The 23,306-nt window shown below is 35.5% G+C and carries 24 protein-coding genes; 10 read left to right on the top strand and 14 right to left on the bottom strand.

The genetic code is table 11. The features are described 5' to 3' along the window. Positions 1-5: 5 nt before the first annotated feature. From ABXT49_RS06330 to ABXT49_RS06320, 3 genes are all read right to left on the bottom strand, one after another. Positions 6-1,136, bottom strand: coding sequence for an ABC transporter ATP-binding protein (locus ABXT49_RS06330; protein WP_416651276.1), 1,131 nt, complete (start codon positions 1,134-1,136; stop codon positions 6-8). A 64-nt stretch (positions 1,137-1,200) separates the two neighbouring features. After that, positions 1,201-2,292: a polyamine ABC transporter substrate-binding protein gene (locus ABXT49_RS06325; RefSeq protein WP_271541051.1), complete on the bottom strand. Its 1,092-nt coding sequence runs from the start codon at positions 2,290-2,292 to the stop codon at positions 1,201-1,203. Between the two features lie 98 nt (positions 2,293-2,390). Then, the gene (locus tag ABXT49_RS06320) at positions 2,391-3,749 is read right to left on the bottom strand and encodes a glutamine synthetase family protein (protein WP_416651275.1); all 1,359 of its coding nucleotides are present in this window, start codon (positions 3,747-3,749) and stop codon (positions 2,391-2,393) included. Positions 3,750-3,915: 166 nt separating this feature from the next. On the opposite strand from ABXT49_RS06320, the gene ABXT49_RS06315 reads away from it, so the two are divergent. Genes ABXT49_RS06315 through ABXT49_RS06300 form a run of 4 tightly spaced genes read left to right on the top strand, consistent with a single transcriptional unit; the run spans position 3,916 to position 8,313 of the window. Then, a complete protein-coding gene (locus ABXT49_RS06315) occupies positions 3,916-5,289 on the top strand; it encodes an aminotransferase (protein ID WP_416651274.1) in 1,374 nt (457 codons plus the stop codon). Between the two features lie 13 nt (positions 5,290-5,302). Beyond that, positions 5,303-6,571 carry an NAD(P)/FAD-dependent oxidoreductase gene (locus ABXT49_RS06310; RefSeq protein WP_416651273.1) on the top strand — a complete coding sequence of 423 codons (1,269 nt, stop codon included), beginning with the start codon at positions 5,303-5,305 and terminating at the stop codon, positions 6,569-6,571. A 35-nt stretch (positions 6,572-6,606) separates the two neighbouring features. Continuing rightward, entirely contained in the window at positions 6,607-7,581 is a 975-nt protein-coding gene (gene speB / locus ABXT49_RS06305; RefSeq protein ID WP_416651272.1) for an agmatinase, read from the top strand. 12 nt (positions 7,582-7,593) lie between these two features. Next, positions 7,594-8,313 (top strand): glutamine amidotransferase-related protein, encoded by a 720-nt coding sequence (locus ABXT49_RS06300; RefSeq protein WP_416651270.1) that lies wholly within the window; start codon positions 7,594-7,596, stop codon positions 8,311-8,313. Here ABXT49_RS06300 and lhgO read toward each other — a convergent pair. After that, positions 8,305-9,507, bottom strand: coding sequence for an L-2-hydroxyglutarate oxidase (gene lhgO, locus ABXT49_RS06295; RefSeq protein WP_416651268.1), 1,203 nt, complete (start codon positions 9,505-9,507; stop codon positions 8,305-8,307). The two genes, ABXT49_RS06300 and lhgO, sit on opposite strands and share 9 nt — an antisense overlap. A 39-nt stretch (positions 9,508-9,546) precedes the next feature. Continuing rightward, a complete protein-coding gene (gene glaH / locus ABXT49_RS06290) occupies positions 9,547-10,512 on the bottom strand; it encodes a glutarate dioxygenase GlaH (RefSeq protein ID WP_416651267.1) in 966 nt (321 codons plus the stop codon). A gap of 93 nt (positions 10,513-10,605) precedes the next feature. On the opposite strand from glaH, the gene csiR reads away from it, so the two are divergent. Beyond that, positions 10,606-11,268, top strand: coding sequence for a DNA-binding transcriptional regulator CsiR (csiR, locus tag ABXT49_RS06285; RefSeq protein WP_416651266.1), 663 nt, complete (start codon positions 10,606-10,608; stop codon positions 11,266-11,268). On the opposite strand, the gene ABXT49_RS06280 is transcribed toward csiR, so the two are convergent. Next, positions 11,265-11,801 (bottom strand): RNA pyrophosphohydrolase, encoded by a 537-nt coding sequence (locus ABXT49_RS06280; RefSeq protein ID WP_416651264.1) that lies wholly within the window; start codon positions 11,799-11,801, stop codon positions 11,265-11,267. The genes csiR and ABXT49_RS06280 overlap by 4 nt on opposite strands. Further along, positions 11,801-12,460, bottom strand: a complete 660-nt coding sequence (locus ABXT49_RS06275; protein ID WP_416651263.1) for a Bax inhibitor-1/YccA family protein — start codon at positions 12,458-12,460, stop codon at positions 11,801-11,803. Before ABXT49_RS06275 ends, ABXT49_RS06280 begins: the two co-directional genes overlap by 1 nt. 62 nt (positions 12,461-12,522) lie before the next feature. On the opposite strand from ABXT49_RS06275, the gene murD reads away from it, so the two are divergent. Beyond that, the gene (murD, locus tag ABXT49_RS06270; RefSeq protein WP_416651262.1) at positions 12,523-13,827 is read left to right on the top strand and encodes a UDP-N-acetylmuramoyl-L-alanine--D-glutamate ligase; all 1,305 of its coding nucleotides are present in this window, start codon (positions 12,523-12,525) and stop codon (positions 13,825-13,827) included. Here murD and miaA read toward each other — a convergent pair. Beyond that, complete coding sequence (gene miaA, locus ABXT49_RS06265) at positions 13,799-14,728, bottom strand: tRNA (adenosine(37)-N6)-dimethylallyltransferase MiaA (RefSeq protein ID WP_416651260.1); 930 nt, start codon at positions 14,726-14,728, stop codon at positions 13,799-13,801. The two genes, murD and miaA, sit on opposite strands and share 29 nt — an antisense overlap. A gap of 38 nt (positions 14,729-14,766) precedes the next feature. Between miaA and ABXT49_RS06260 the strand changes: the two genes are divergently transcribed. The 4 genes from ABXT49_RS06260 to ABXT49_RS06245 are packed head-to-tail and all read left to right on the top strand — an operon-like array spanning position 14,767 to position 18,302. Continuing rightward, the gene (locus tag ABXT49_RS06260) at positions 14,767-15,816 is read left to right on the top strand and encodes an FAD-binding oxidoreductase (RefSeq protein ID WP_416651259.1); all 1,050 of its coding nucleotides are present in this window, start codon (positions 14,767-14,769) and stop codon (positions 15,814-15,816) included. After that, positions 15,809-16,111 carry a BolA family protein gene (locus tag ABXT49_RS06255; protein ID WP_416653543.1) on the top strand — a complete coding sequence of 101 codons (303 nt, stop codon included), beginning with the start codon at positions 15,809-15,811 and terminating at the stop codon, positions 16,109-16,111. The genes ABXT49_RS06260 and ABXT49_RS06255 overlap by 8 nt, the downstream gene beginning before the upstream one ends. A 2-nt stretch (positions 16,112-16,113) precedes the next feature. Next, positions 16,114-17,652 (top strand): LysM peptidoglycan-binding domain-containing protein, encoded by a 1,539-nt coding sequence (locus tag ABXT49_RS06250; RefSeq protein ID WP_416651258.1) that lies wholly within the window; start codon positions 16,114-16,116, stop codon positions 17,650-17,652. After that, on the top strand, positions 17,649-18,302 hold the full coding sequence (locus ABXT49_RS06245) for a hypothetical protein (protein WP_416651257.1): 654 nt from the start codon (positions 17,649-17,651) through the stop codon (positions 18,300-18,302). The genes ABXT49_RS06250 and ABXT49_RS06245 overlap by 4 nt, the downstream gene beginning before the upstream one ends. Here ABXT49_RS06245 and ABXT49_RS06240 read toward each other — a convergent pair. The 6 genes from ABXT49_RS06240 to ispD are packed head-to-tail and all read right to left on the bottom strand — an operon-like array spanning position 18,268 to position 23,303. After that, on the bottom strand, positions 18,268-18,996 hold the full coding sequence (locus ABXT49_RS06240) for a cell division protein FtsQ/DivIB (protein ID WP_416651256.1): 729 nt from the start codon (positions 18,994-18,996) through the stop codon (positions 18,268-18,270). The genes ABXT49_RS06245 and ABXT49_RS06240 overlap by 35 nt on opposite strands. Continuing rightward, a complete protein-coding gene (locus tag ABXT49_RS06235) occupies positions 18,989-19,867 on the bottom strand; it encodes a D-alanine--D-alanine ligase (protein ID WP_416651254.1) in 879 nt (292 codons plus the stop codon). Before ABXT49_RS06235 ends, ABXT49_RS06240 begins: the two co-directional genes overlap by 8 nt. After that, positions 19,864-20,676, bottom strand: a complete 813-nt coding sequence (murB, locus tag ABXT49_RS06230) for a UDP-N-acetylmuramate dehydrogenase (RefSeq protein WP_416651253.1) — start codon at positions 20,674-20,676, stop codon at positions 19,864-19,866. The genes ABXT49_RS06235 and murB overlap by 4 nt, the downstream gene beginning before the upstream one ends. A gap of 27 nt (positions 20,677-20,703) precedes the next feature. Further along, a complete protein-coding gene (gene murC / locus ABXT49_RS06225; RefSeq protein WP_416651252.1) occupies positions 20,704-22,116 on the bottom strand; it encodes a UDP-N-acetylmuramate--L-alanine ligase in 1,413 nt (470 codons plus the stop codon). Further along, a complete protein-coding gene (ispF, locus tag ABXT49_RS06220) occupies positions 22,113-22,589 on the bottom strand; it encodes a 2-C-methyl-D-erythritol 2,4-cyclodiphosphate synthase (protein WP_416651250.1) in 477 nt (158 codons plus the stop codon). The genes murC and ispF overlap by 4 nt, the downstream gene beginning before the upstream one ends. Before the next feature lie 3 nt (positions 22,590-22,592). After that, on the bottom strand, positions 22,593-23,303 hold the full coding sequence (ispD, locus tag ABXT49_RS06215; protein WP_416651248.1) for a 2-C-methyl-D-erythritol 4-phosphate cytidylyltransferase: 711 nt from the start codon (positions 23,301-23,303) through the stop codon (positions 22,593-22,595). Between the last annotated feature and the right edge of the window lie 3 nt (positions 23,304-23,306).

Genomic DNA, 23,306 nt, shown 5'->3' with positions numbered 1-23,306 from the left:
GATTACTATGAAAGAAGAACCACAGCAGAATGAGGAGCCCATTGAAGGTAAACTTCATCATCCCATGTTAAATGATGCTCTTTAGTTCTTTCACGATTTGCACGTATTGCTTTTAAGATTCTTCCATTATCTAGTTTGACATGGTAAGTTGAAAAGCTTCCTCCATAGGCAATATCTTCAATCGTTCCTTTTAATATATTGTGATCATGAGATGGCGCTACTTTAGATATTTCAAGTTTTTCTGGTCTGATTGCAAACCACATTTCATCTTCAACTGAGGCGCCAACTTCTTGTGTTGCAAACACAATTGAATTTGAATCTTCAGAAAATAATTGAGTGCCAACTTCATTTTGTCCTTTGTAGATTCCCTTTAATATATTAACGTCACCTATAAAGTCAGCAACATCCTTGTTGATTGGTGCCTCATAGATTTCTGTGGGTGTTGCAACTTGAACTAAATTTCCAGAATCCATGACGCCGATCCTACTTGAAACAGTCATCGCCTCTTCCTGATCATGGGTAACAATAACAAAAGTGACCTCTAGTTTTTCCTGAATATCCATTAGTTCAAACTGAGTTTGCTCTCTCAATCTTTTATCGAGTGCCCCTAAAGGCTCATCAAGAAGTAATAATTTTGGACGCTTGGCTAAGCTTCTCGCAAGAGCGACTCTTTGACTTTGGCCACCAGAGAGCTGATTAGGTTTGCGATTAGCAAAGTCAGTAAGTTCAACAAGCTCAAGCATTTCTTCTACTCTTTGATTAATCTCATTAGTGGGGAGATTATCTTGCTTTAATCCAAAGGCAATATTTTTTTCAACAGTCATATGAGGAAAAAGCGCGTAGGACTGGAACATCATGTTAATTGGTCTTAGGTGAGGAGGTATTTCAGATATATCTTCTCCATCCACAAGAATCTTGCCATCAGTGATTTTTTCAAAGCCTGCAAGCATTCGAAGGAGCGTTGTTTTTCCGCAACCAGAAGGACCCAGTAAGGAGAAAAATTCATTTTTGTAGATATCTAGAGTTAAATTATCGATTGCTGTAAATTCACCAAACCGCTTGGTGACATTTTGAATTTGGATATACGGCTTCTGACTTGAATCGAGCCAAGGGCTGACTTTAATATTTTCAGACATAGAATTATGATTATTAAAAACCCTTCATGATGCACAGCATCATGAAGGTAATAGTAGTTTAAAGTTACTGACCTGTTGTGACTTTAGTCCAGGTACGTGTTACTACTCTTTGAGATTTAGAATCGTAAGTTGGGCTAATGTATAAACCTTCCATAACCTCAGGTGTTGGATAAACCGCTGGATCATTAAGAAGGTCTTCCTCTAGGAGAGGTTGAGAGGCTAGATTACCATTCGCATACCAAACATAGTTTGTTGCTGTTGCAATTTGCTCAGGATCCATTATCCAGTTGATATACTTATGCGCATTATCAGCATTAGGAGCGTCGTCTGGAATTGCCAATTGATCAAACCACATTAGAGCGCCTTCATCAGGAATCGAATAAACGATTTCTACACCATTCTCCGCATCCCAGGCTGCATATTGAGCCATAAATATATCACCTGACCAGCCAACAACTAGACATATATCTCCATTTGCAAGAGCATCAATGTACTGAGAAGAGTGAAATTTTTGAATGTACGGACGAACCTTGGTCAAGACAGCTTCTGCTTTAGCTATAACATCCGAATCAGTACTTCTTGGATCTTCACCAAGATAAGCAAGTGCTGCAGGAATTATTTCAGTTGGCGCATTTAGAAGATGAACACCGCAATCAGCGAATTTTGAAACGACATCTGGATCAAAGACCATAGCAAGAGAGGTTGTAGGAGCATTCTCCATCCTTTCACTAATTAAACCATCGTTGTAGCCAATACCTGTTGTTCCCCACATGTAGTTAACAGAGTAGTCATTTAGTGGACCAAATTGGGCTACCTGCTCTTCAATGTCGCTCCACATGTTTCCAATATTTGATAATTTTGATTTATCCAATTTTTGGAAGACACCCGCTTCAATTTGACGCGCTAAGAAACTACTAGAAGGAACGACAACGTCATATCCAGAGCTTCCTGCAAGAAGCTTTGCTTCGAGGACTTCATTAGAATCGAACACATCATAGACAACCTTAATACCTGTTGCAGCTGTAAAGTCTGTATTAACCTGCTCATCAATATAATCAGACCAGTTTAGAACATTAACTACTTCTTCTGCAATTACAGCTTGAGCGGTAAATGTTAACGCTCCAGCAATAAGTAGATTATTTAATTTATTTTTCATTATTACTCTCCTTTTATTTTTATTTTTACTAACTGGATTATATTAAAGTTTATTCTTTAATATGCACCTTTTTTTTGAAATTACAATTTAATCATATATTAAAGATGCCTTAAATATGAGTTATATTCAAAGTCAGTAATCGTACTTTCAAATCTTTTTATCTCAGATTCTTTGACACATTGATAGGATTTTTGAAACTTTTCACCAAAAAATTCTTTAACTACTGGGGATTCACTTGTTTTATCAACGGCCTCTCTCCAGGTTATTCCTAGTGCGGCTTCATGCTGCGCATGAGCATTTCCAATGGTTTCTTTATCAAGTGGATATTTATTTGTTATTCCTGACAAAACACTTGAAAGAATGGATGCAAATACTAAGTAAGGATTAGAGTCTGCACTTGGAAGTCTAAACTCTAATCGCGTTGCTTTTGAGGATGCCTCCGGTAATCTTACTAGGGCAGTCCTATTTTCATTACCCCAGCTTAATGTTGTTGGAGCGTGATCTGCATTATGAACTAAACGTCGATATGAATTTGAGTGGGACGCATAAAAAGAAAGAAAATCAGGGGCATTCTTTAAAAGGCCCGCAATAGAGTTCGCAAAAATACCTTGAGGCTGTTTATCTTTGTCGACTGTAAAAACATTGTTACCATCTTTATCAATAATGCTAAGGTGCGCGTGCATACCGTTGCCAGCTTGATCTGAAAAAGGTTTGGCCATAAAGGTTGCGTTCATATTAAATTGTCTAGCGCAGTTTTTAATTAAGCGTTTCATTAAAAAGGCCTGATCAGCCATCAAGAGGGCGTCATTATGATGTAGTAAATTAATTTCAAATTGTCCAGGTGCACACTCCTTGATGGCAGTCTCAGCAGGAATCCCTAAGGAGTGAGCACTTTTTTCTACTAGGGCAAAGAAGCTTTCAAAGTCATCCATCTCATTCAAGTTGAGAAGCTGAACATCTTCATATCTTCTGTTAGTACCCGGAATGATTGGCATTTGTGGATGGCCATTTTTTTGTAATTGTTTATCTACAAGATAAAATTCCATTTCAGGTGCGATAACTGGCTTTAAATTAAGCTTTTGAAAACGCTCAAGAACTGAAGATAGGATTTGTCTTGGGTCTGCATAAATTGCCTCTCCATCACCATTTTCCATACTAACAAGGCACTGGGCTGTCTTGCGAGTGCTCCATGGCGTGACTGCTAGTGAGCTTATAACGGGCCTACATATTGCATCACCGTCACCTGACATCACCAGTCCAGTTCCCTTAGGGTTATCACCCCAAACATCAAGTACATAGCTTGATATAGGCATTTTAAGGCCACCATCAAAAGCTTTAACTAGCGTTTTTGGTGCGGCATATTTGCCTCTTGGGATACCATTAAAGTCAACATATATAAATTCAATTTTTTCTAAATCTGGATTATTCTTTAAAAATTCTTCAGCGATATTAGTCATGTATTTAAAAGTTTGCTATTTAATTGTTTATGTTGCTTTTGAACAATCGTAAATTATTTTTTACTCATGATTCAAAAAAGTATTACACTATAACATTTAAAATTGTGTTGCAAGATAATTTCAATTTCTTGCAATTTTAAGTTGATAATTTAATTGAGGAATTCCCATGACTATAAGCACATCAGCTCTCCAACAAAAAAATGCCAAGCATTTAATTCAATCCTTTAGTGATTTAAGTTACATCAATAAGCCTGAGGAAACTCATATCATCAGCCGAGCAGATGGAGTTTATATCTATGACAATGATGGTAAGAAGATTTTAGATAGTATGTCTGGCCTATGGTGCGTTAATATGGGCTATGGTCAACAATCAATTATTAAGGCTGTGAATGAGCAAATGAAAGAACTTGTTTACTATAATAATTTCTTTGGGTCTAGTCATCCTTCTGCAATTAAGTTATCTGAAATGATTGCGGATAAAACTCCAGAAGGGATGAATAAAGTTTATTTTTGTGGTTCTGGGTCTGAAGCAAATGATACTGTTGTGAGATTAACAAGACACTACTGGAATGCAAAAGGCAAGCCCTCTAAGTCTGTCATTATTAGTCGCAAAAATGCTTACCATGGCTCTACTATGGCAGGTGCTAGTTTAGGTGGAATGAGCGCCATGCATGCTCAAGGCGGCTTACCAATTGCTGATATTGAACATGTAGAACAACCCTACTATTATGATGCTTGTGTTGAGGCAGGTGGAAAAATTGATGAGGATGAATTTGGAATTAAGATGGCTCAAAGCCTTGCTAAAAAGATTGACGAGCTTGGTGAAGATCGCGTTGCTGCATTTATTGCGGAACCAATTCAGGGTGCAGGTGGAGTTATTATTCCTCCAAAAACTTATTGGCCAGAGATTAGTAGAATTTGTAAAGAGAGAAATATCCTTTTAGTTGCAGATGAAGTAATATGTGGCTTTGGAAGGACTGGGGAATGGTTTGGTTCTGGACACTTTAACTTTAAGCCAGATTTAATGGCATTTGCAAAGGGAGTAACTTCGGGTTATCTGCCAGTTGGAGGTGTTATTGTTCATGATGATATTGTGGATGTATTAGCCTCAGCTAAGGAAGAGTTTAATCATGGATATACTTATTCAGGACATCCAGCCTGTATGGCAGCAGCTATTGCTAACCTTGAGTTAATGGAGAGCACTAATATAATTCACAAAGTCAAAAATAATACCGCCCCATACTTGGGAAGTAAGTGGAAGGATTTAGAGAACCATTCCTTGGTGGGTGAAGCTAGACAAGTTGGAATGCTTGCAGCAATAGAAATTGTTGAAGATAAAGAAAATTGCAAGCGATTTGATAATAGTGGAGAGATTGTTGGAAAATGTCGTGATTTTTGTTATGAGAATGGCCTAGTAATGAGGGCAATTAAAAATAAGATGGTTATTTCTCCTCCTTTAATTTGTACTAATGAGCATATTGATGAGATAGTTGAAAAGGTTTGGAAGTGTCTTGATTTGACTGCCAAATCAATTAAGTAAATACTTTCTTTGCGTGCAATCTTATTACCTAGCATCTCGAAATATTGAGATTGATCAACCTAAGCTTACTGGCGACGTGCATGCTGACGTTTGCATAATTGGTGGAGGCTACACGGGTCTATCGACTGCTCTTTATTTGGCAAAAGAAGGGGTAAATGTTCTCCTGCTTGAGTCCAACAAGCTGGCATCTGGAGCCTCTGGTGCTAATGGAGGCCAAGTGTCTGGTGGTATGAGAAGAGACCAGTTCTATCTAGAAAAAACGTTAGGAGTTGATTATGCTAAAGTTTTATGGGAGATTGGCGAGAAATCAAAATATCACGCTAAACATCTAATTGATCAATATCAAATTCAGTGTGATTATAAAAAAGGTATTGCCCACCCCAATCATAAGCAAAAATATTGCGAAGAGTCAAAACAATATGTAGATCATATGAATGAAAACTATGATTATCATGACATTGAGTATTTGAATGATAATGAAATGCGAGATGTGACTGGCTCAAATACATATTATGGAGGTAGTTATGATGAAGGCGAGGCTCACTGCCACCCACTTAATTATGCACTTGGGATTGCAAAAGCTGCTATCTCTGCAGGTGCAAAGATCTTTGAAGATACTCCTGCATTAAGTTATAAAGTTAATGATGACCATGTTAAGGTAATCATTAAAGATGGCTCCATCAAAGCAGATCGAGTTGTTCTGGCTTGTAATGGTTACCTTGGTAATTTTGAAAAAAGCTTAACATCAAAAATACTGCCAATGAATAACTATATTGTTGCAACTAAGCCGCTTGATGATAAAACGGTTCAAAAGATAAACCCAAAAGATATAGCCTTTGCTGACTCAAGATTTGTAATCAACTATTTTAGAATGAGTGCTGATAAGCGCTTACTTTTTGGTGGTGGTGAGAATTATTCTCAAGAACTTTCGAGTAATATTATTCCCATAGTAACTAAGCCTTTAGAGAAAATTTATCCATTTTTAAAGGGCATAAAAATCGATTATGCTTGGGGAGGAAAGCTTGCGATAACAATGAATCGCCTGCCATTCTTTACAACTCTTCATAATGAAAAAGTTATATCTGCTCAAGGCTATTCTGGTCAAGGTGTTGCTCTTGCTAGCTACTCTGGAAAATTAGTTTCTGAGAAAATTACTGGAAATGGAGAGACTTTTGATATTATGGCAAAGATTCCAAGGCAAAGTTTCCCTGGTGGAAGGTTTCTTAGGAATCCAAGTATGAAACTTGGCATGCTATATTATTCGCTAATGGACCGATTATAATAAGAAACTAGTTTTTCAACATATAGGAAAAATTAATGAGTACTGATGACTTTGAAGAAATAAAGACCGATCAAGCTTTCACTAAAAAAACTCTCTATGGCAGAGACAATGAAATGACCTATGGCGGCGCTCTTAGTTTTTTAAGGCGCAAGTATACAAAGAATCTAAAGGGCGTTGATATTGCTGTGAGCGGCATTCCATTTGACGCTGCAACGAGCTTTCGACCTGGCGCAAGATTTGGCCCTAAAGCAATAAGAGAAGCCTCAGTTCAGCTTGCAGAATTATTAGCATTTCCAGACGGAATAGACCCCTTCAAAACATTAGCGGTAACGGATTATGGAGACTGCGAATTGGATTATGGTTTTCATGTAAATGTGGTTGCTCAAATCGAAGCCCATGCTAAAACTATATTAGACTCTGGGGCAGAGATGCTCACTTTTGGGGGTGATCATTTTGTAACCTATCCACTTTTAAGGGCACACGCTGCAAAGCATGGACCAATTGCGCTTGTTCATTTTGATGCGCATACAGATTCTTGGCCCGATGAAGATGGAAGGCTTGACCATGGCACGATGTTTTCAAGAGCCATCAAAGAGAATTTAATTGATACCGAGCACTCCATACAAGTTGGAATAAGAACTCATAATAGCAATACCAAGGGGGTGACTATTCTTGATGCGCCATGGGTTCATGATAATGGCGTAAATAAAGTAATTAAAAAAATAATTGAAGTCGTTAAAGATCGCCCTGCATACCTTACGTTTGATATTGATGGTCTTGACCCAGCCTATGCACCTGGAACTGGAACACCAGTCTCGGGAGGTTTAACTTCTGCCCAGGCCTTAGGAATTATTAGGGGCTTAGAAAATTTAAATTTTATTGGTGCAGATGTTGTTGAAGTGGCTCCGGTTTATGATCATGCTGAAATTACAGCAATTATTGCAGCGACTATTGCGCATGATTATCTAGTTATAAGGGCAAAACAAAAAATGAAACAAGTAAAAATTTAATTTCTTAAGAATATGATGAAAATTGGAATATTATTAGTTGGAAGGGCTTCAGAAGATTTGGTTGAAGAATATGGTACTTATGCAGAAATGCTTATTGCACTTATTAATTCTGAAGAGAAAGTGTTTGAGTTTAAAACATTTAATATTCTTGATTCAGTATTTCCAAAAGATCACCTTGAGTGTGATGGATGGATTGTTACTGGCTCTCCTCACGGTGTTTATGAAGATCATTCTTGGATACCAGTAGTCAGTGATCTGATTAAAAATATCTATAAGGACAGCCTACCAATCTTTGGAGTATGTTTTGGTCACCAGCTAATTGCCCAAGCGCTTGGAGGCCATGTTGAAAAGTCAACAAAAGGATGGGGTTTGGGGCTTCATACTTACCAAATTAACAATAAAACAGGTTACATGAGTAACTTGTTGGAAGAGGTAACCTTAAATATTTGTCATCAAGATCAAGTTCTTCGATTGCCAGAGGGGGCAACTGTTTATGCAAAATCTAAATTTTGTGAAAATGCTGGTTTTTATATCAAAGATAAAGTTCTTACAATGCAAGCGCATCCAGAGTTTTTAGTTAATTTTATAAAAGATCTTCTGTCGGCTAGAAGGGATATTACAATTCCAAAAGAATTTGTAGACCCTGCTTTAATTAAGCTTAAAGCGAAGCCAGAAAGCGTTCAATCAGCTCAGTTTGCTGAGACTATAAGGCAGTTTTTTAAATTAAGTTAGTTTGTTATAAGCCTCAGTCGCTTTATCCGTAATATACCTTCCAATTGGTATAGCTGAAGTTGCTGCAGGAGATGGTGCATTACATACATGGATTGATCGCCTGCTCTCAGCAAATAAAAAGTCATGCACAAGTGTGCCATCATCCAAAACTGCTTGTGCTCTAATTCCTGCAGGGTATGTCTTGAGATCGCTAATTTTTACCAAAGGGCTATATTTTTGAACCTCCTTTAAATAACCTCTCTTAAAGATTGAATTTTTCATTTCATATAAGCCCGATTTAAAGTTTTTTATAAGTACTTTATGAAACCCTTTGAATGATAATAGTTGAAAACTATCCTTAAGGCTGAAATTAAACTTACTGTAACCTTCACGCTTAAATCCAAGAACCGCATTTGGTCCAACAGTTATGCTTCCATCAATCATTTTGGTTAAGTGAACTCCTAAAAAGGGGAGAGTTGGATCAGGTATTGGGTAGATCAAATGCTTAACGAGATTGTTATGTTTTTCAGGAAGCTTGAAGTACTCTCCTCTAAATGGAACAATTTGAAAGTTAATTTTAATTTTAAGTAGTCTTGCTATTCTGTCAGCCATTAGCCCTGCGCAGCAAACAAGATATCTTGAGCTGAATATTTCATTCGAAGTTATTATTTGAATTTTATCTTCGTCTTCTTTAAGATTAATTATTTTAGTGTTAAGAAGAAACATGCCACCTAATGACTCAAATTGCTCTGACATTTTCTTTGTAATTAATTTATAGTTAACGATTCCAGTTGACTTGACTAATAGCGCACCATTACCAGAGATATTTGGTTCAATTTCATTTAATGTTTTTTCGTTTAAAATTTCAACTTCAATATTATTCGATTTGCACCGCTCATAAAGCTCTTTCATCCGCTTCAATTCTGTGTCATTAGTTGCTACTAATAGCTTACCACACTGCTCATATGGGATTTTATGAAGCAAGCAGAATTTGATTGTTTCTGTTAATCCTTCTCTGCAAAATTTTGCCTTTAAGCTGCCAGGTTCATAGTAAACACCAGCATGAATGACGCCACTATTGTGTCCCGTTTGGTGTTGAGCAAAAGATTCCTCTTTTTCAACTAGCAGGATGCGTTTATCAGGGTGTTTTGTGATAAGTGAAAGTGCCGTCGAAACGCCAACAATACCACCTCCTAAAACAACATAATCGAACATTAGCTCCGTCTTCATTTTTACAAGTGTATATGGAATAAATTATTTATCATTATCGCCAGTATTTTCAGCAAAAACACCTCTTTGACGAAGAAGTTCTCTATGAAGGTTTTTTTTGGCTATAAATTTGTCTCTTCCATGAAGCCAGCAATAATTATTAATAATAAGCATACTGCCTTCGGGTAATTTGACATTTGAAGTATTCGTCTCTTTTTCAAGTGAATCTCCCATTTCATATAAATAAAGCCCTTGCTCAATATTCAAAGGTTCAACGAATTGATCAATAAAAGACATAATTGGCTTTCCATCATTCATCTCCTCTAAAAAGATTGGGTGAGACGTTTTATAAGTAATATTTTTACTAGAGGGCGATCCCCATTGAAGATTTTCTTTTGCTAATGGATGATGATAAAATTTGTCCAAATCCTTCCAGTCATCAACATGAAGTAGAAGTGAATCACCACCTTCGACATCAACTTCAAGAATTTTTTGCATGATTACCCAGTCAGTAGTCTCTTCAACGTAGGTCCCATCATTGTGGAGTTCCATTCTGCGATGAGCTTGACGGAGATAGCTGTCACTATTATCTTCATTTTTAACACTAAATCTGGCATAAAACTTGCCAGACATTGAATCAAGATTTGGAATGCCGATAAGATGAGAAATTGCCGTAGAAAGTAGAACATTAAAATCTATAAACTCTATTCCGTTAAGCGTTGAGTTATTTAATAGCTCACATTCTAGTAATATTGCCCCTGTTGATCGATTCTTAAGAGTTTTTAATAGAAATTTACCTAAAGTATCATCGGTTAGCTTGTTTAGACAATCAGCAAGATAAAACCTTAAAAAAGGTTTATATTCAATTGATTGAACATTATGATCAACTATTTTTTTAGAAAATTTTTCTACAGTATTTTTTGACAGCTTAAGGACCTGAACTCTTGAGTTATTTTTGTGTTGGCTTAATTCAAAACCAATATTTAAAGTATTTTTCAATAATGTCGACATTATTTAATTATAACTACATTTTTAAATAATTCAAGCTATACTGTAGTTAAATTGTAAATTATCTAACTTTAAATTACATAAAAAAAATAGTGAATGGATACTTCTAAGCAAAATACAGCTTCTAAAATTCTTGATGCATTAACGAGTGATATTATTCAGGGCGTGTTCCCACCTGGGGAAAAATTACAAATTAAAACTTTAAAAGATCGCTATAAAGTTGGAACAAGCCCAATAAGAGAAGCACTATCACAACTAATTGCCAAAGATTTAGTTGTGTCTGAAAACCAAAAAGGCTTTTATGTTAGTAATATATCTATTGATGATTTAACTGACATTTATCAAGCAAGATCAAAAATAGAGGGCTTATGTCTTGATATGGCTATAAAAAAAGGTGGTGATTTTTGGGAGTCAAAAATAATTGCAGCTTCTCATTTATTAGCTAAATATAGCAAATCTGAAAATATTGATATGGACGAATGGCAAAATCGACATTTTTCATTTCATGAGGCATTAGTTTCTGGTTGTAATTCCCCAAGGCTTTTTCAGATAAGGCAATCACTTTTTGAAAAATCTACCCGATACCGAAATCTTTGGCTTCAAGAAAACGTTACTAACTATGAAAGGCTGCAAGCAAATCAGAACGAGCATGTTGCGCTTATGGTATTGGTGCTTGAAAGAGATTCCATACCTGCTCAAAAGCTTATAGAGGCACACATAATGACACCGGTCGAGATTATAAAGAAAAACCTACCTTAATAAAGCTTGATGGCAGTAAACTGCAGAGGCCGAGAAAGTTTTGTTGGAATGCTATGTTCATTTTCAAAAAGGATCGGTGCAAGTGCTTTTAACATATCTTCATAGACCGCTCTTTTAAAGTCAATCACTTCATCGACTGGATTCCAGTAATCAACCCATTTCCAGTCATCAAACTCAATATCATGGTGTGAATCAAGAGTGATATTGTCATCACCAGATTTAAGCTTTAATAGGAACCAAACCTGTTTCTGACCAATACAGGTTGGTTTTTGTCGACGCCTAATGTGCTCTGTAGGCAGATCATAACGAAGCCATTTAGGAGTTTTAGCTAAAAGAGTTACATGGCCTGGATTAAGACCAACCTCTTCCTCAAGCTCTCTATAGAGAGCATCTAGCTCAGTTTCATCGGTATCAATTCCACCCTGAGGAAGTTGCCATGCATCTTGTTTAAAGCGCTTTGCTAGAAGTATTTGCCTTTTTTCATTAGTAATTACAATGCCAACATTTGCGCGATATCCATCGCTATCTATCACTAGTCATCGCCAGAAAACACACCTAGTAGGTGAAGAAGGCTCAAGAATAGGTTGTAAATAGAAATGTATAGAGTAACCGTTGCCATGATGTAATTGGTTTCTCCGCCATGAATAATATTGCTTGTTTCATATAATATAAGGCCACTCATTAGTAAAATGAATGCAGATGAAACTGCAAGTGATAAAGCAGGCATTTGGAAAAAGTATGCTGCAATACCCGCTAAAAATGCAACTACTATTCCAGCAGTCAGGAAGCCGGACATAAAGCTAAAGTCTTTTTGAGATGTAATAGCGTAGAAAGAAAGCGATAAAAAGATGACCGCAGTTCCTGTCATTGCCATTCCAACAAGCTCGGCACCATTTGAGAAGGCAGTTGTGTATGCGCCAACAATTGGCCCAAGGGTTAAGCCCATGAAGCCAGTTAGTGCAAAGACTGCGAGGATTCCAAAAGCCGAATTTCTAAGCTTTGTCACCAAAAATAAGAGACCAAAATAGCCACCAAGAGTTATTAGAAGCCCAAAGTAAGGCAGTCTAAGATACATTGATAAGTAAGCCATTAAACCGCTGAAAAGAAGTGTCGCTGATAAAAGCTGATACGTATTTCTTAGCGTCCGATTTATTACAATCGCACTTGAAGTTGTCTGAACATTTGTAGGCATAATAAAATAGTGAAGTAAAAGTGTAAAATATAGTCAATTTTGGTCGAAAACACAAGGGTTTCATGAAACTTATTTTAGGTCTAGGTATTACAGGTCTTTCTGTAGCTCGTTTTTTCTTTAAAAATGAAATCTCATTTCGTATTGCTGACACTCGTCAAGAGCCTCCTATGCTTGAAGTAAGTAAAAAAGAGGGTCTACTTAATGATGCTTATTTTGGAGATTGGAATGAGCATATTTTAACTGGCATTTCTGAAGTAATTATTAGTCCAGGTGTCGCTGAGTCAGAAGATATTGTAATTTGGATGCGCAAAAAAAATATTTCAATTATTAGTGATATAGAGTTATTTGGTCGATATGCTATGGCTCCAATTATTGGCATTACTGGCTCAAATGGAAAATCAACCGTAACTCAATTATTAGGTGAGATGGCATTTGCTGATGGAAAAAATGCTGTTATTTGCGGCAATATCGGCAAACCTGTAATGGATAGTTTAAGTGATGAAGCCGAACTCTATGTTGTTGAGCTTTCAAGTTATCAATTAGATTATACAAATAAGCTTTCTTTATTAGCTGGCGTAATTACGAATATAACTCCTGATCACCTTGATAGGTACTCTAACTTTAGTGATTATATTTCCTCTAAATTATCGATTTATAGCTATTGCAAATTTCAAGTTATAAATCTCAACGATGATTTGCTGCGTGATTTGAGCGGCCACAACTTCTATGCGGTAGAGTCTGTTGATGATAGGTGTGATTTCAGTGCAAATCGAATTAGTGACTTGTATGAAGTTCTACACAAAGGTAAATTCCTACTAACAAGTGATAAATTGAAGGTTGTTGGAAGACATAATATAGAAAATCTATTAGCTGCCTTAACGTTAGGCCATCGTTTTGGATTAACCTTAAAAGCAATGATTCAGGCTGCAGTTGACTTCAAAGGCTTAGAGCATAGATTGGAATTTGTTTCAACGATAAACGATATAGATTACTACAACGATTCAAAATCAACCAACGCAATTTCTTCCATAACTGCCGTTAATGCTCTTTTTGAAAAATACAATAACTTAATATTAATTGCTGGTGGAATATCAAAAAAAGAGGATTATTCAGAGTTTTTCAAATTAATAAATGAAAAAGTTAATGCAGTTGTTTTAATTGGAGAGTGCAGTAGTGATTTTTCAAAGCAAATTACTGCCCCTCATGTGGAAGTTGTTGATTCAATGAAAAAAGCGGTTTCGATGGCTACTTCAATGGCAGAAGGGGGCGCAGTATTGCTTTCGCCTGGGTGCGCAAGCTTTGATATGTTTAGTGATTTTAATGAGCGTGGAGATGTTTTTAAGCGCTTCGTTCTTGAAGAAACTTAACGGCTTTTTCAATCTCTATTTTTTTTAATGTAAGAGCTTTATCTTCATCCCTTAGCCATGTGCATTGACGTTTACATAATTGCCTAGTCGCGATGATTGCTTTTTCAATCATTTCTTGTTTGCTATAATTTCCTTCAAAATAATTCCATGCTTGCCTATAACCAACGGATCTCATAGAGGCTAGATCTAGGTTGAGTTTTTTATTTTTTCTAAGGTTTTCAACTTCATTAAGAAATCCATCTTTAATCATTTTTATAAAGCGCTGCTCAATTCTTTGATGAAGCATAGCTCTATCAGGCATGAGTACAATTTTTTTAATATTAAGATCGAGCTTATTCTTATTTTTTTTGCCTTGAAGTTTGCTTAATATTTCTCCAGAGAGATGAAAAACCTCAAGCGCTCTGGTTACTCTTTGGGAATCATTTGAATGGATGTGCGATGCAGATTTAGGATCAATTTCCGCTAATTTTGAATGAAGTTTTACACTGCCTTCACTTTTTAAAAGGTCATTAAAATGCTTTCGAGACTCATCAGTAGACGAAGGGAGTTCAGACAAACCATGCTCTAAAGCGTTAAAGTAGAAAGAAGTGCCACCAACCAGAATAGGTAATTTACCTTCTGCTAGAGCCGATTTAATATGTTTTTTTGCCAGTGATATAAATTCAGTTACTGAAAAGCTATCTTCAGGCTCACAAATATCAACTAATTGATGTGGATGGGCTGTAAGAATTTCCTTGCTAGGCTTTGCTGTGCCAATATCCATACCCCGATAGATCAAGGCAGAGTCGACACTTATTAATTTTGAGTTAATGTGCTTACTAATTTCTATAGCTAACTCAGTCTTTCCAGAGGCTGTTGGTCCCATCAAAAAAACTACAAAATTTATTGGCTCAATTACCATAATAATAGTAAGTTCATAACTATAAGACCTACATTATAATGTCACCTTTATATTTTTTATCTCCAAAAACTATGTTTACGGTTTTAAATCAAGTTAGTGGTAAATCATTCAAGTGTGGAGATGAAGAATCTATTCTAGATGGAGCACTTTCAAACGGCTTTAATTTTCCATATGGCTGTCAAAATGGTTTTTGTGGTCAGTGTAAAGCAGTTATCCTTAATGGAGAGATTGATTATGATGGTGAAATCCCATCAGTTCTAAGCGCTGATGATATTGATTCAAATATGGCATTGCTTTGTCAGTGTAAAGCAAAGAGTGATTTATATATTGCAGTTGATGAGCTTGACTCTCTGGCAGCTATTGAAGTTCGCAGTATGCCGTGCCGAGTAGAGCAAATTAATCATTTGAATCATGATGTAATCCAGCTAATATTAAAGATACCTGGCGCTCAATCTTTGCAGTATTTAGCAGGGCAATACCTTGACTTAGAGCATTCAGATTTTGACTCAAGATATTACTCTATAGCCAATGCGCCAACTAACTCAAATCTGATTGAGCTCCATATTCGATTGGTTGATGATGGAAAGCTCACTAACTTCATTTTTAATTCGTTAGCCCCTAAATCAATTTTAAGAATTGAAGGCCCCAAAGGAATTTTTTTTCTAAGAGAAGAAAGCGAATGCCCAATCATTTTTATTGCTGGAGGAACTGGTTTTGGTCCAGTTAAGGCAATAATAGAGCACCTTATTAACATAGGGTCTCAAAGGAAGGTTTATTTATACTGGGGGGTAAGAAGTGAAGTCGATTTGTATTCGAACCTTCCATCTGAATGGAGTGAAAAATATCCCAACATCTCTTTTATTCCAGTATTATCGGAAGCAAATGAGACTTGGGATGGAAATAAAGGCTATGTTCATGACTCAGTTATTAAAGATTTTGAAGACTTAACAGGATTCGAGGTTTATGCTTGTGGCCCACCTGTAATGGTTAATGCAGCAGCTAAAAGATGTCTTGAACATCAACTAGTTAAAGAGAATTTCTTTTCTGATTCTTTTGAATATGCAAATGTGAGTAATGACAATGCCTAGTATGGAAAATCATTTAATAAATCAACTTGATTTAGCTTTGAGTCCAGAGTATTGCGAAGTTAGTAATGAGTCTAGTCAGCATTCAGGACCAGCTACTGAGTCGCACTTTAAAATTGTAGTCGTAAGTCCAACCTTTGATGAAATGAAGCTTATTGATCGTCACCGCTTCATTAATAAGCTTTTTGCTGAAGAGTTAAAGCATATTCATGCTTTGGCAATGCATACCTACAGTCCTGAAGAGTGGAAAAAACGTCAGATTGCACCTAATTCACCCGAATGCTCAAGTAAGAAATAGAAGTGAGATCTGCTCTTTTATTAATCTTTTTGATTCTTTCTGGCTGTCAATCGGTCATTGATAAAAATCAAACTTTAGCCAGCCTCAAGAGTAAGTCAGTCAATACTATTCAATACTCTCAAGAGGATGATTTATGGCAAGTTATTGCCAATCGTCAGGGTATTAAAAGTGTTTCTAATTCAAGAGTTCAAAGTCGTATTGATTGGATAAGTAATCATCCAGAGTATCTATCTTTAATTTCAAAAAGAGCAGAGCCTTTTTTATATCTTGTTGTCTCTGAACTAGAAAAGCAGAACGTTCCAATTGAAATTGCTTTGCTGCCTATTGTTGAATCTGATTACTATCCATTTTCATATTCTCATGGAACGGCAGCAGGGTTGTGGCAATTTATACCTTCTACTGGGAGAATGTATGGTCTAGAAGAAGACTGGTGGCATGCAGATAGAAGGGATGTGCTTGCCTCAACTAAAGCCGCTGCTAATTATTTAAATGACCTAAATAAAATGTTTAAAGGAGATTGGCTTCTATCTATTGCTGCTTATAATGCAGGCCCTGGAAGAATTCAAGGAGCAATTGATACAAATATTAAGCTTGGAAAAAAGACAGATTTTTGGAGCTTAGATCTACCTCATGAGACTGAGAAGTATGTTCCTAAGCTCCTAGCCCTTAGTCAAGTAATTAAAAATCCTTCTCGCTATAATCAAAAACTGCTTGAGATCGATAATAAGCCCTTCTTAAATGAAGTCGAACTAGATTCACAGTTTGATTTAGCACTTATTTCTCAGTGGACTGGCTTAAGTATTGACCAGATTTATAACTACAACCCTGGATTGAAACGCTGGGCAACTCCTGAATCCCTGCCATACATAATGCTGCTTCCAGAAGAAGTTATTTATAGCTTTAATGACAATTTATCTAAACAAGGCCAAAGACCAAAAATTAGTTGGACTCGTTATAAGATTAAGCAAGGCGATAGTCTTAGCGTTATTGCACAAAATTACAATACAACAATTGGTCAAATAAAGAGTGTTAATGAGCTTGATAATGATGCCATAAGGGCTGATAAGTATTTAATCGTCCCTTTAGCTCAAAAATCAGAGGGCTACTACTCTTTGTCAGATAATCAACGGGAAAAAAGTAGATTAAATATTCAAAAAAATTCAGAAAAAATTATCTATACGGTTGTTGCTGGAGATAGCCTTTGGAAAATTTCTACCAAGTTTGACACCACAATTAATAATCTTGTAAGGTGGAATAAAATTAGTCCTTCTGAATCTTTGTCTATTGGAAAAGAATTAGTTATCTTAAGGGATAACAAAAACAAGACAGAGTTGGCTAAAATAACGAATACTGGAATTGATATTAATAGAGATATTTTTTACACGGTAAAGGAGGGTGATAACCTATCAAGGATTGCCCAAAAGTATAATGTTAAAATTGCAGAAATTAGATCTTGGAATGATTTGAATGAAGAATATATATTACAACCAGGCGATAAATTAACTATTACTATTAACGTGGTTAACTCAAACTTATCATGACAAATATCCCGATACAAAAAACTATTTTAGCAACCTTAGCATTTGCTTTTTCTAATTGGAAGAAGTTACTTGAGGCCACTATTTTCCCAATACTTTTAGCTCTTCCATTCTTGCCTGAGCTGGTGCATTTATTATCTATGCTAAAGCCTGGAAGTGAAATGCCAGAAAATATTAGTTTTCACATATCTTATTTCCTAATGTTTATTTATGCCTCAATGGCAATATTAATAAATATATATAGGCTTGTAATTCTAGGGGGTAATTCTATAAATCGATTTGGTTTTGTTTTGCCTAGCCTAAGGTTTGGCCGCTTTTTTCTTTTGGCGATTCTTTTAGGTATTGGCCAAGCATTAACACTTTCTTCAATTTATTTGCTACCGTTTTATCTTTTACTTATCCCATTAACACTTAATTTAGTATCAATAGCAAACGATGTGCCCTATAAGAGAATAGAAGTAACATGGCAGGCTCGCTTAAACATTTTTTTAATCAATTTTATAGGCCCATTTATTTTAATTTCATTGATAGGCCTAATTGAAAATAACTATCTAGATTCTCTCTTTAGTTTTATCTCAATCTACTGGACTTCAATTAGCATAGCATTGTGCTACAAAGTCATAATGGCGAATAGCTCAACGCAAAGCCATTAGGGTATCTCATATCAAAAATTCCTCTTGTTCTAATTTTTTTATACTTCTTTAGTTTTTCAAAAGATTTGATAAATAACTCTAGGCGTTCATTTTGTTTTTGATATCCTAAAATAACCTTTATATTGTTATCTAGCGTTAATTCATCAATGGAAGTCCTTTCAAAAAGAGAAATTTTAACTGGCTCAAGGATTGACTGGTACATAGTAAAGTCAAAATAAAATTGTTTAACCTCTGATTCAGATACTATTCCAATTGGTTTTCCAGAGTTAATTGTTAAGTTTGGTTTAAATAATATGCCTCGAGAGGATATATACCCTTCCGTTCCAAATCGCATAGCAATATCATGCTTTTCTAATGATATTCGAATCCTATTCCAAAATATTCTTTCAACTTCTACATTTGAAACCCACGGACTCTGTTCTAATTTATTTTTAATTTGAGAGAGATTAAGTAAATATTTATTGATAAGAAGAGGTTTAATTAACTCATCATATTCATAAGCTTGGGCTTGCAATTCTCCCTTTATTTCCCATGAGATATTTGGTTTAAGTAGGGTTGATTTTTCAACAAGATATATCAAGAAGGCAATTAAAAGCGCAAAAAGTATATAGAAGACTAATTTAAATATTTTGTTTAAAAAATACTTAAAAGGTTTTTTTTGTTTCTTTACGTAATTTTTTCTTTCTCTAGCCATTAAGGATTTTGATTACTAATTCTTCAAAACTTATATTGGAGGCTTTAGCTGCAATTGGAACAAGTGAGTGAGATGTCATACCCGGCACTGTATTTATTTCTAACAAGTATGGCTTCATATTTTTATCAAGAATAAAGTCAACCCTACCCCAGCCAGATGCTCCAGTTAAATTAAAGGCCTTTAAAGCTATCATTTGAATATTTTTTTCTTGCGCTATAGTTAAACCTGACGGACAAAGATATTCGGTTTTATTACTAAAGTATTTTGAGTGATAGTCGTAAATATCATGGTCAGAAATAATTTTTATACTTGGGAGCGTTTTGTTATTTAATATTGCAACAGTATATTCGTCACCTTCAACCCATTGTTCTATTAATGCCTCATCATTATAATGCCATGCTGCTTTAAGTGCGTCATCAAGTTCATTCTGATTTTTAACCTTTGTAATACCAATACTAGAGCCTTCCAAAGTTGGTTTTACGGCCCATGGAAGAGGAAAATTTATTGAATCTAAATTCTGCCCTTTTATAGCTACGATTGAGGGAGATAGGGGAAGGCTATGATTACTCCATAAGTCTTTAGTAGTAGCTTTATTCATGCATAGATTTGATGCAATAGCATTAGATCCTGTAAACGGGATACCTTTTTTTATAAGTTGGGATTGAATGTAGCCATCTTCACCGCCCCTGCCATGTAAAACAATAAACGCTTTATCAAATTCTTTTTCCCAAAGACTTTCAAGATTTTCATGGGTGAGATCAAATGAGAAACAATCCACATTACTTTTAAGTAGGGCTTCATAAACAGCATTGCCACTTAGTAGTGATATCTCTCTCTCAGCTGAGTAGCCTCCCATTAATACAGCAATCATATGATTATTATTTCAGTTTCAAGTTCAATATTATGTTTATTCTTTATTACACTTTGAATATGAGTAATTAAATTTTCAATATCTGAAGCGCTTGCATTATTCTGATTAATAATATAGTTTGCGTGCATTTCTGAAACACAGGCTCCTCCAATACAAAAGCCTTTGAGGCCAGTTGATTCAATTAATTTAGCAGCATAATGATCTTTGGGATTCTTAAAAACACTCCCACAGCTTGCTAAACCGATTGGTTGTGTCGAGTTTCTTTTATGAAGCAGCTCCCGAACATTGTCATTGGGCTGTTTTAAATTAAAGTCAAAAATAGCACTAATAAAAACTTCGTCACTAAATTTATGAAGAGTAGATCGATAAGAAATTTTATAGTCTTTGGGAAATCTTTCTTGAATCTTTCCAGATAAATTAATAGTTTTGACTGAATGGACATATTGCCATATCTCAGAGCCAAATGCACCTGCATTCATCGCTAATGCGCCGCCTACACTTCCAGGAATAGCACTAAGGAATTCAGCTCCAAATTTTAAATTTGTTTGAGAAAATCTTGATAATTTCGCGAGAGAGGTTCCTGCTCCTGACTCGATTAATCCATTTGAAATAGAAATATCTTTGAGATTTTTTGTATTAATTGTTACCCCATTAAATCCTCTATCACGGATCAATAGGTTACTTCCAAGCCCAACCATTAGAATAGGTTTTGTATTGATTTTTAAAAAATTAGAGAGCTCATTTACATCTTCAGGCTTAAGAAATTCACTAGATATTCCTCCTGATCTTAAAGAACAGTGTTTTGACATTGGTTCATTAAACTTGAGCATTATCTTTTATTCATGAAAATGATCTTTAAGTTGGTGTGGGATTTTATTGACATCACCAGCTCCAAGAGTAAGAATTACATCATTTTCAGTAACTATATTTGGAATTATTTCAATTATTTCATCTATATCTTTAACTACGATTGGATCGATTGAACTTCTTCTTCTTATCGAGTCGGCAAGGGTTGATGAGCTAATTGTATTAATTGGCGACTCATTGGCTGAATATATATTAAGTAAAACTAATACATCTACTTTAGATAGGCAGCTCACAAAATCATTGAATAAGTCTCTAGTTCGTGAATATCTATGAGGCTGAAAAATAACCACAAGCCTTTTATCTGGATAGGTATTTCTTAAAGTACTTACAACCTCAGTGATTTCATTGGGATGATGACCATAATCATCAAAGAGTGGAATAAGAGAAGTGTTTACAGTTAAATTCTGATGATAATCAAGCCTTCTTGATACCCCACTAAAATGAGACAATGCTTTCTGTATTACCTCAAGCTCTATTTCTAGTTCAATTGCAACACTAATTGCAGCAAGAGAATTTAAGATATTATGCCTTCCTATTAAATTAAGTGACACAGGAAATTTTTTTTGATATTTTTTACAGTTAACATCAAATGACATTTTCATTTCATTCTGTTTAACGTTTGATGCCTGGACATCTGCATCATCACTGAAGCCATAACTCAAAACTGGCCTATGAATTTTTTTAAGGATGTCCTTAACTCCGCCATCATCAATACAAGCAACACAAACTCCATAGAAAGGAAGATTTGATGTAAAGCTTATAAAGGCATCAGTTAGGTTGTCATAGCTATGATTATAAGTACTCATGTGGTCTTCATCAATGTTAGTAATAACACTCAACATGGGCTGAAGGTGAAGAAAAGATGCATCGCTTTCATCTGCTTCGGCAATTAAATAATCACTTTTTCCTAGTTTGGCGTTCATACCGGTTGCATTTATAATGCCCCCAATAATGTAAGTTGGGTCAAGCTTTGCTTCAGTCATAATGTGAACAATTAGGCTGGTTGTAGTTGTTTTGCCATGCGTTCCTGAAATTGCTATTCCAAAGCGAAAGCGCATAAGCTCTCCCAGCATTTCAGCTCTTGGAACAATTAATAGTTTTTGCTGCCTAGCTTCTTGGAGTTCGGGGTTATTTTTATTGATTGCGGAAGACACAACTACTGCCTGTTTGCCTTTAACATTTTCAGCTTTTTGCGTATAGCTAATATTACAGCCTATTTCTTCAAGTTTTTTTGTTGCTTGATTGGACTGAATGTCTGATCCAGATATTTCATAACCTAAGTTAGCAAGAACTTCTGCAATGCCACTCATTCCAGAGCCACCTATTCCTATGAAGTGTATTTTTTTAATTTTTGAGCGTGTGGGGTTGTCTATTAGAGTCATGATTTGCTAACGGTTATGATGGTTATTGCTTGAATTCCTTCGCCTCTTCCAAAGGAGGTCAATCCTTCACCTGAAGTTGCAGTTATACCTACATCAGCAAATTTTATTTTGCAGATAGTAGAAATTTTTTGTTTCATAAGATCAATTTTTGGTGATATTTTTGGGTTTAAGCATTCTACTGATATTGCTATATGATTTATTTTCCATTCATGCAAATCATCAAGTGCAAGTTGAAGGTATTTACTACTGTCTTTTTCTCCTTGTTGCACAAGTTTGTCCGCTACTGTCCCTAAAATATTTATACCAGTAATGCTTGATATAGCATTAGTGATTGAATGAAAGATAACATCTGCATCACTATTGCCTTTTAAGCCAAAAGAGTGATCGAATTTGATGCCTGATAGTATTAAAGGCTTTCCAGGTTTTTTTTCGAATGCATGAGAGTCTTGTCCTATGCCTGTTTTTATAGTCATAATTTACTGAAGGTAGTGGTTCGCTTGCTCAAGGTCATCTATTTGAGTAATTTTAATATTACTTGAAGAGCCAACAACAATTTTAATTGAATAACCTAGGTTTTCTATTGCTTCAGACTCATCTGTAATATTATGATTAAGTTTTACTGCATTTTCCAATGCATCTTTTAAGACTCCATACCTAAACATTTGAGGGGTTTGAGCTTTAAAAAGTTTACTTCGATCAATTGTAGACATTTTTCCATCAATGGCAACTTGTTTAATTGTATCGACAACACCGGTAGCTAAAATACCGCCAGTTTGATGATTTGATACCTCATTAATCAACATTTCAATGTCTATTTTTCTAACACAAGGGCGAACTGAATCATGCACTAAAATCCAGTCATTAGGTTTTGCAATCTTTGCTAGTGAATTTAATGCATTTAGAACAGAATGAAATCTTTCTTTCCCTCCCTTGGCACTTGCTAACATTTTTGAGTGGTTAAAATAGATTGAAGATTTAAATAAAGTGTCTTTTTCAGAAAGAGCAATGACAAAGCCTGAGATTACGTCAACCTTAAGTAGTGTTTTAAGACATTGATCTATTATAGTTAGGCCATTACTAAGCTTGTGGTATTGTTTTGGGGTTTCAGATTTCATCCTCTTCCCCATGCCACTAGCTGGCATTACCAAGTAATAATTATCATTATTCATTTCAGCAAAAGGCTTCATTAT

Source organism: Candidatus Pseudothioglobus sp. Uisw_086 (assembly GCF_048085745.1).
Classification (GTDB): Bacteria; Pseudomonadota; Gammaproteobacteria; order PS1; family Pseudothioglobaceae; genus Pseudothioglobus.
This window is presented reverse-complemented; position numbering and strand designations above follow the sequence as displayed.

Bases quoted from the DNA above. Each gene is read 5' to 3' on its own strand.
- ABXT49_RS06315 (WP_416651274.1), top strand. From the start codon at position 3,916: ATGACTATAAGCACATCAGCTCTCCAACAAAAAAATGCCAAGCATTTA.
- lhgO (WP_416651268.1), bottom strand. From the start codon at position 9,507: ATGTTCGATTATGTTGTTTTAGGAGGTGGTATTGTTGGCGTTTCGACG.
- ABXT49_RS06325 (WP_271541051.1), bottom strand. From the start codon at position 2,292: ATGAAAAATAAATTAAATAATCTACTTATTGCTGGAGCGTTAACATTT.
- ABXT49_RS06255 (WP_416653543.1), top strand. From the start codon at position 15,809: ATGCCTAGTATGGAAAATCATTTAATAAATCAACTTGATTTAGCTTTG.
- miaA (WP_416651260.1), bottom strand. From the start codon at position 14,728: ATGGTAATTGAGCCAATAAATTTTGTAGTTTTTTTGATGGGACCAACA.
- ABXT49_RS06240 (WP_416651256.1), bottom strand. From the start codon at position 18,996: ATGGCTAGAGAAAGAAAAAATTACGTAAAGAAACAAAAAAAACCTTTT.
- speB (WP_416651272.1), top strand. From the start codon at position 6,607: ATGAGTACTGATGACTTTGAAGAAATAAAGACCGATCAAGCTTTCACT.
- csiR (WP_416651266.1), top strand. From the start codon at position 10,606: ATGGATACTTCTAAGCAAAATACAGCTTCTAAAATTCTTGATGCATTA.
- ABXT49_RS06245 (WP_416651257.1), top strand. From the start codon at position 17,649: ATGACAAATATCCCGATACAAAAAACTATTTTAGCAACCTTAGCATTT.
- ABXT49_RS06235 (WP_416651254.1), bottom strand. From the start codon at position 19,867: ATGATTGCTGTATTAATGGGAGGCTACTCAGCTGAGAGAGAGATATCA.
- murC (WP_416651252.1), bottom strand. From the start codon at position 22,116: ATGACTCTAATAGACAACCCCACACGCTCAAAAATTAAAAAAATACAC.
- glaH (WP_416651267.1), bottom strand. From the start codon at position 10,512: ATGTCGACATTATTGAAAAATACTTTAAATATTGGTTTTGAATTAAGC.
- murD (WP_416651262.1), top strand. From the start codon at position 12,523: ATGAAACTTATTTTAGGTCTAGGTATTACAGGTCTTTCTGTAGCTCGT.
- ispD (WP_416651248.1), bottom strand. From the start codon at position 23,303: ATGAAGCCTTTTGCTGAAATGAATAATGATAATTATTACTTGGTAATG.
- ABXT49_RS06330 (WP_416651276.1), bottom strand. From the start codon at position 1,136: ATGTCTGAAAATATTAAAGTCAGCCCTTGGCTCGATTCAAGTCAGAAG.
- murB (WP_416651253.1), bottom strand. From the start codon at position 20,676: ATGTCAAAACACTGTTCTTTAAGATCAGGAGGAATATCTAGTGAATTT.
- ispF (WP_416651250.1), bottom strand. From the start codon at position 22,589: ATGACTATAAAAACAGGCATAGGACAAGACTCTCATGCATTCGAAAAA.
- ABXT49_RS06320 (WP_416651275.1), bottom strand. From the start codon at position 3,749: ATGACTAATATCGCTGAAGAATTTTTAAAGAATAATCCAGATTTAGAA.
- ABXT49_RS06260 (WP_416651259.1), top strand. From the start codon at position 14,767: ATGTCACCTTTATATTTTTTATCTCCAAAAACTATGTTTACGGTTTTA.
- ABXT49_RS06275 (WP_416651263.1), bottom strand. From the start codon at position 12,460: ATGCCTACAAATGTTCAGACAACTTCAAGTGCGATTGTAATAAATCGG.
- ABXT49_RS06300 (WP_416651270.1), top strand. From the start codon at position 7,594: ATGATGAAAATTGGAATATTATTAGTTGGAAGGGCTTCAGAAGATTTG.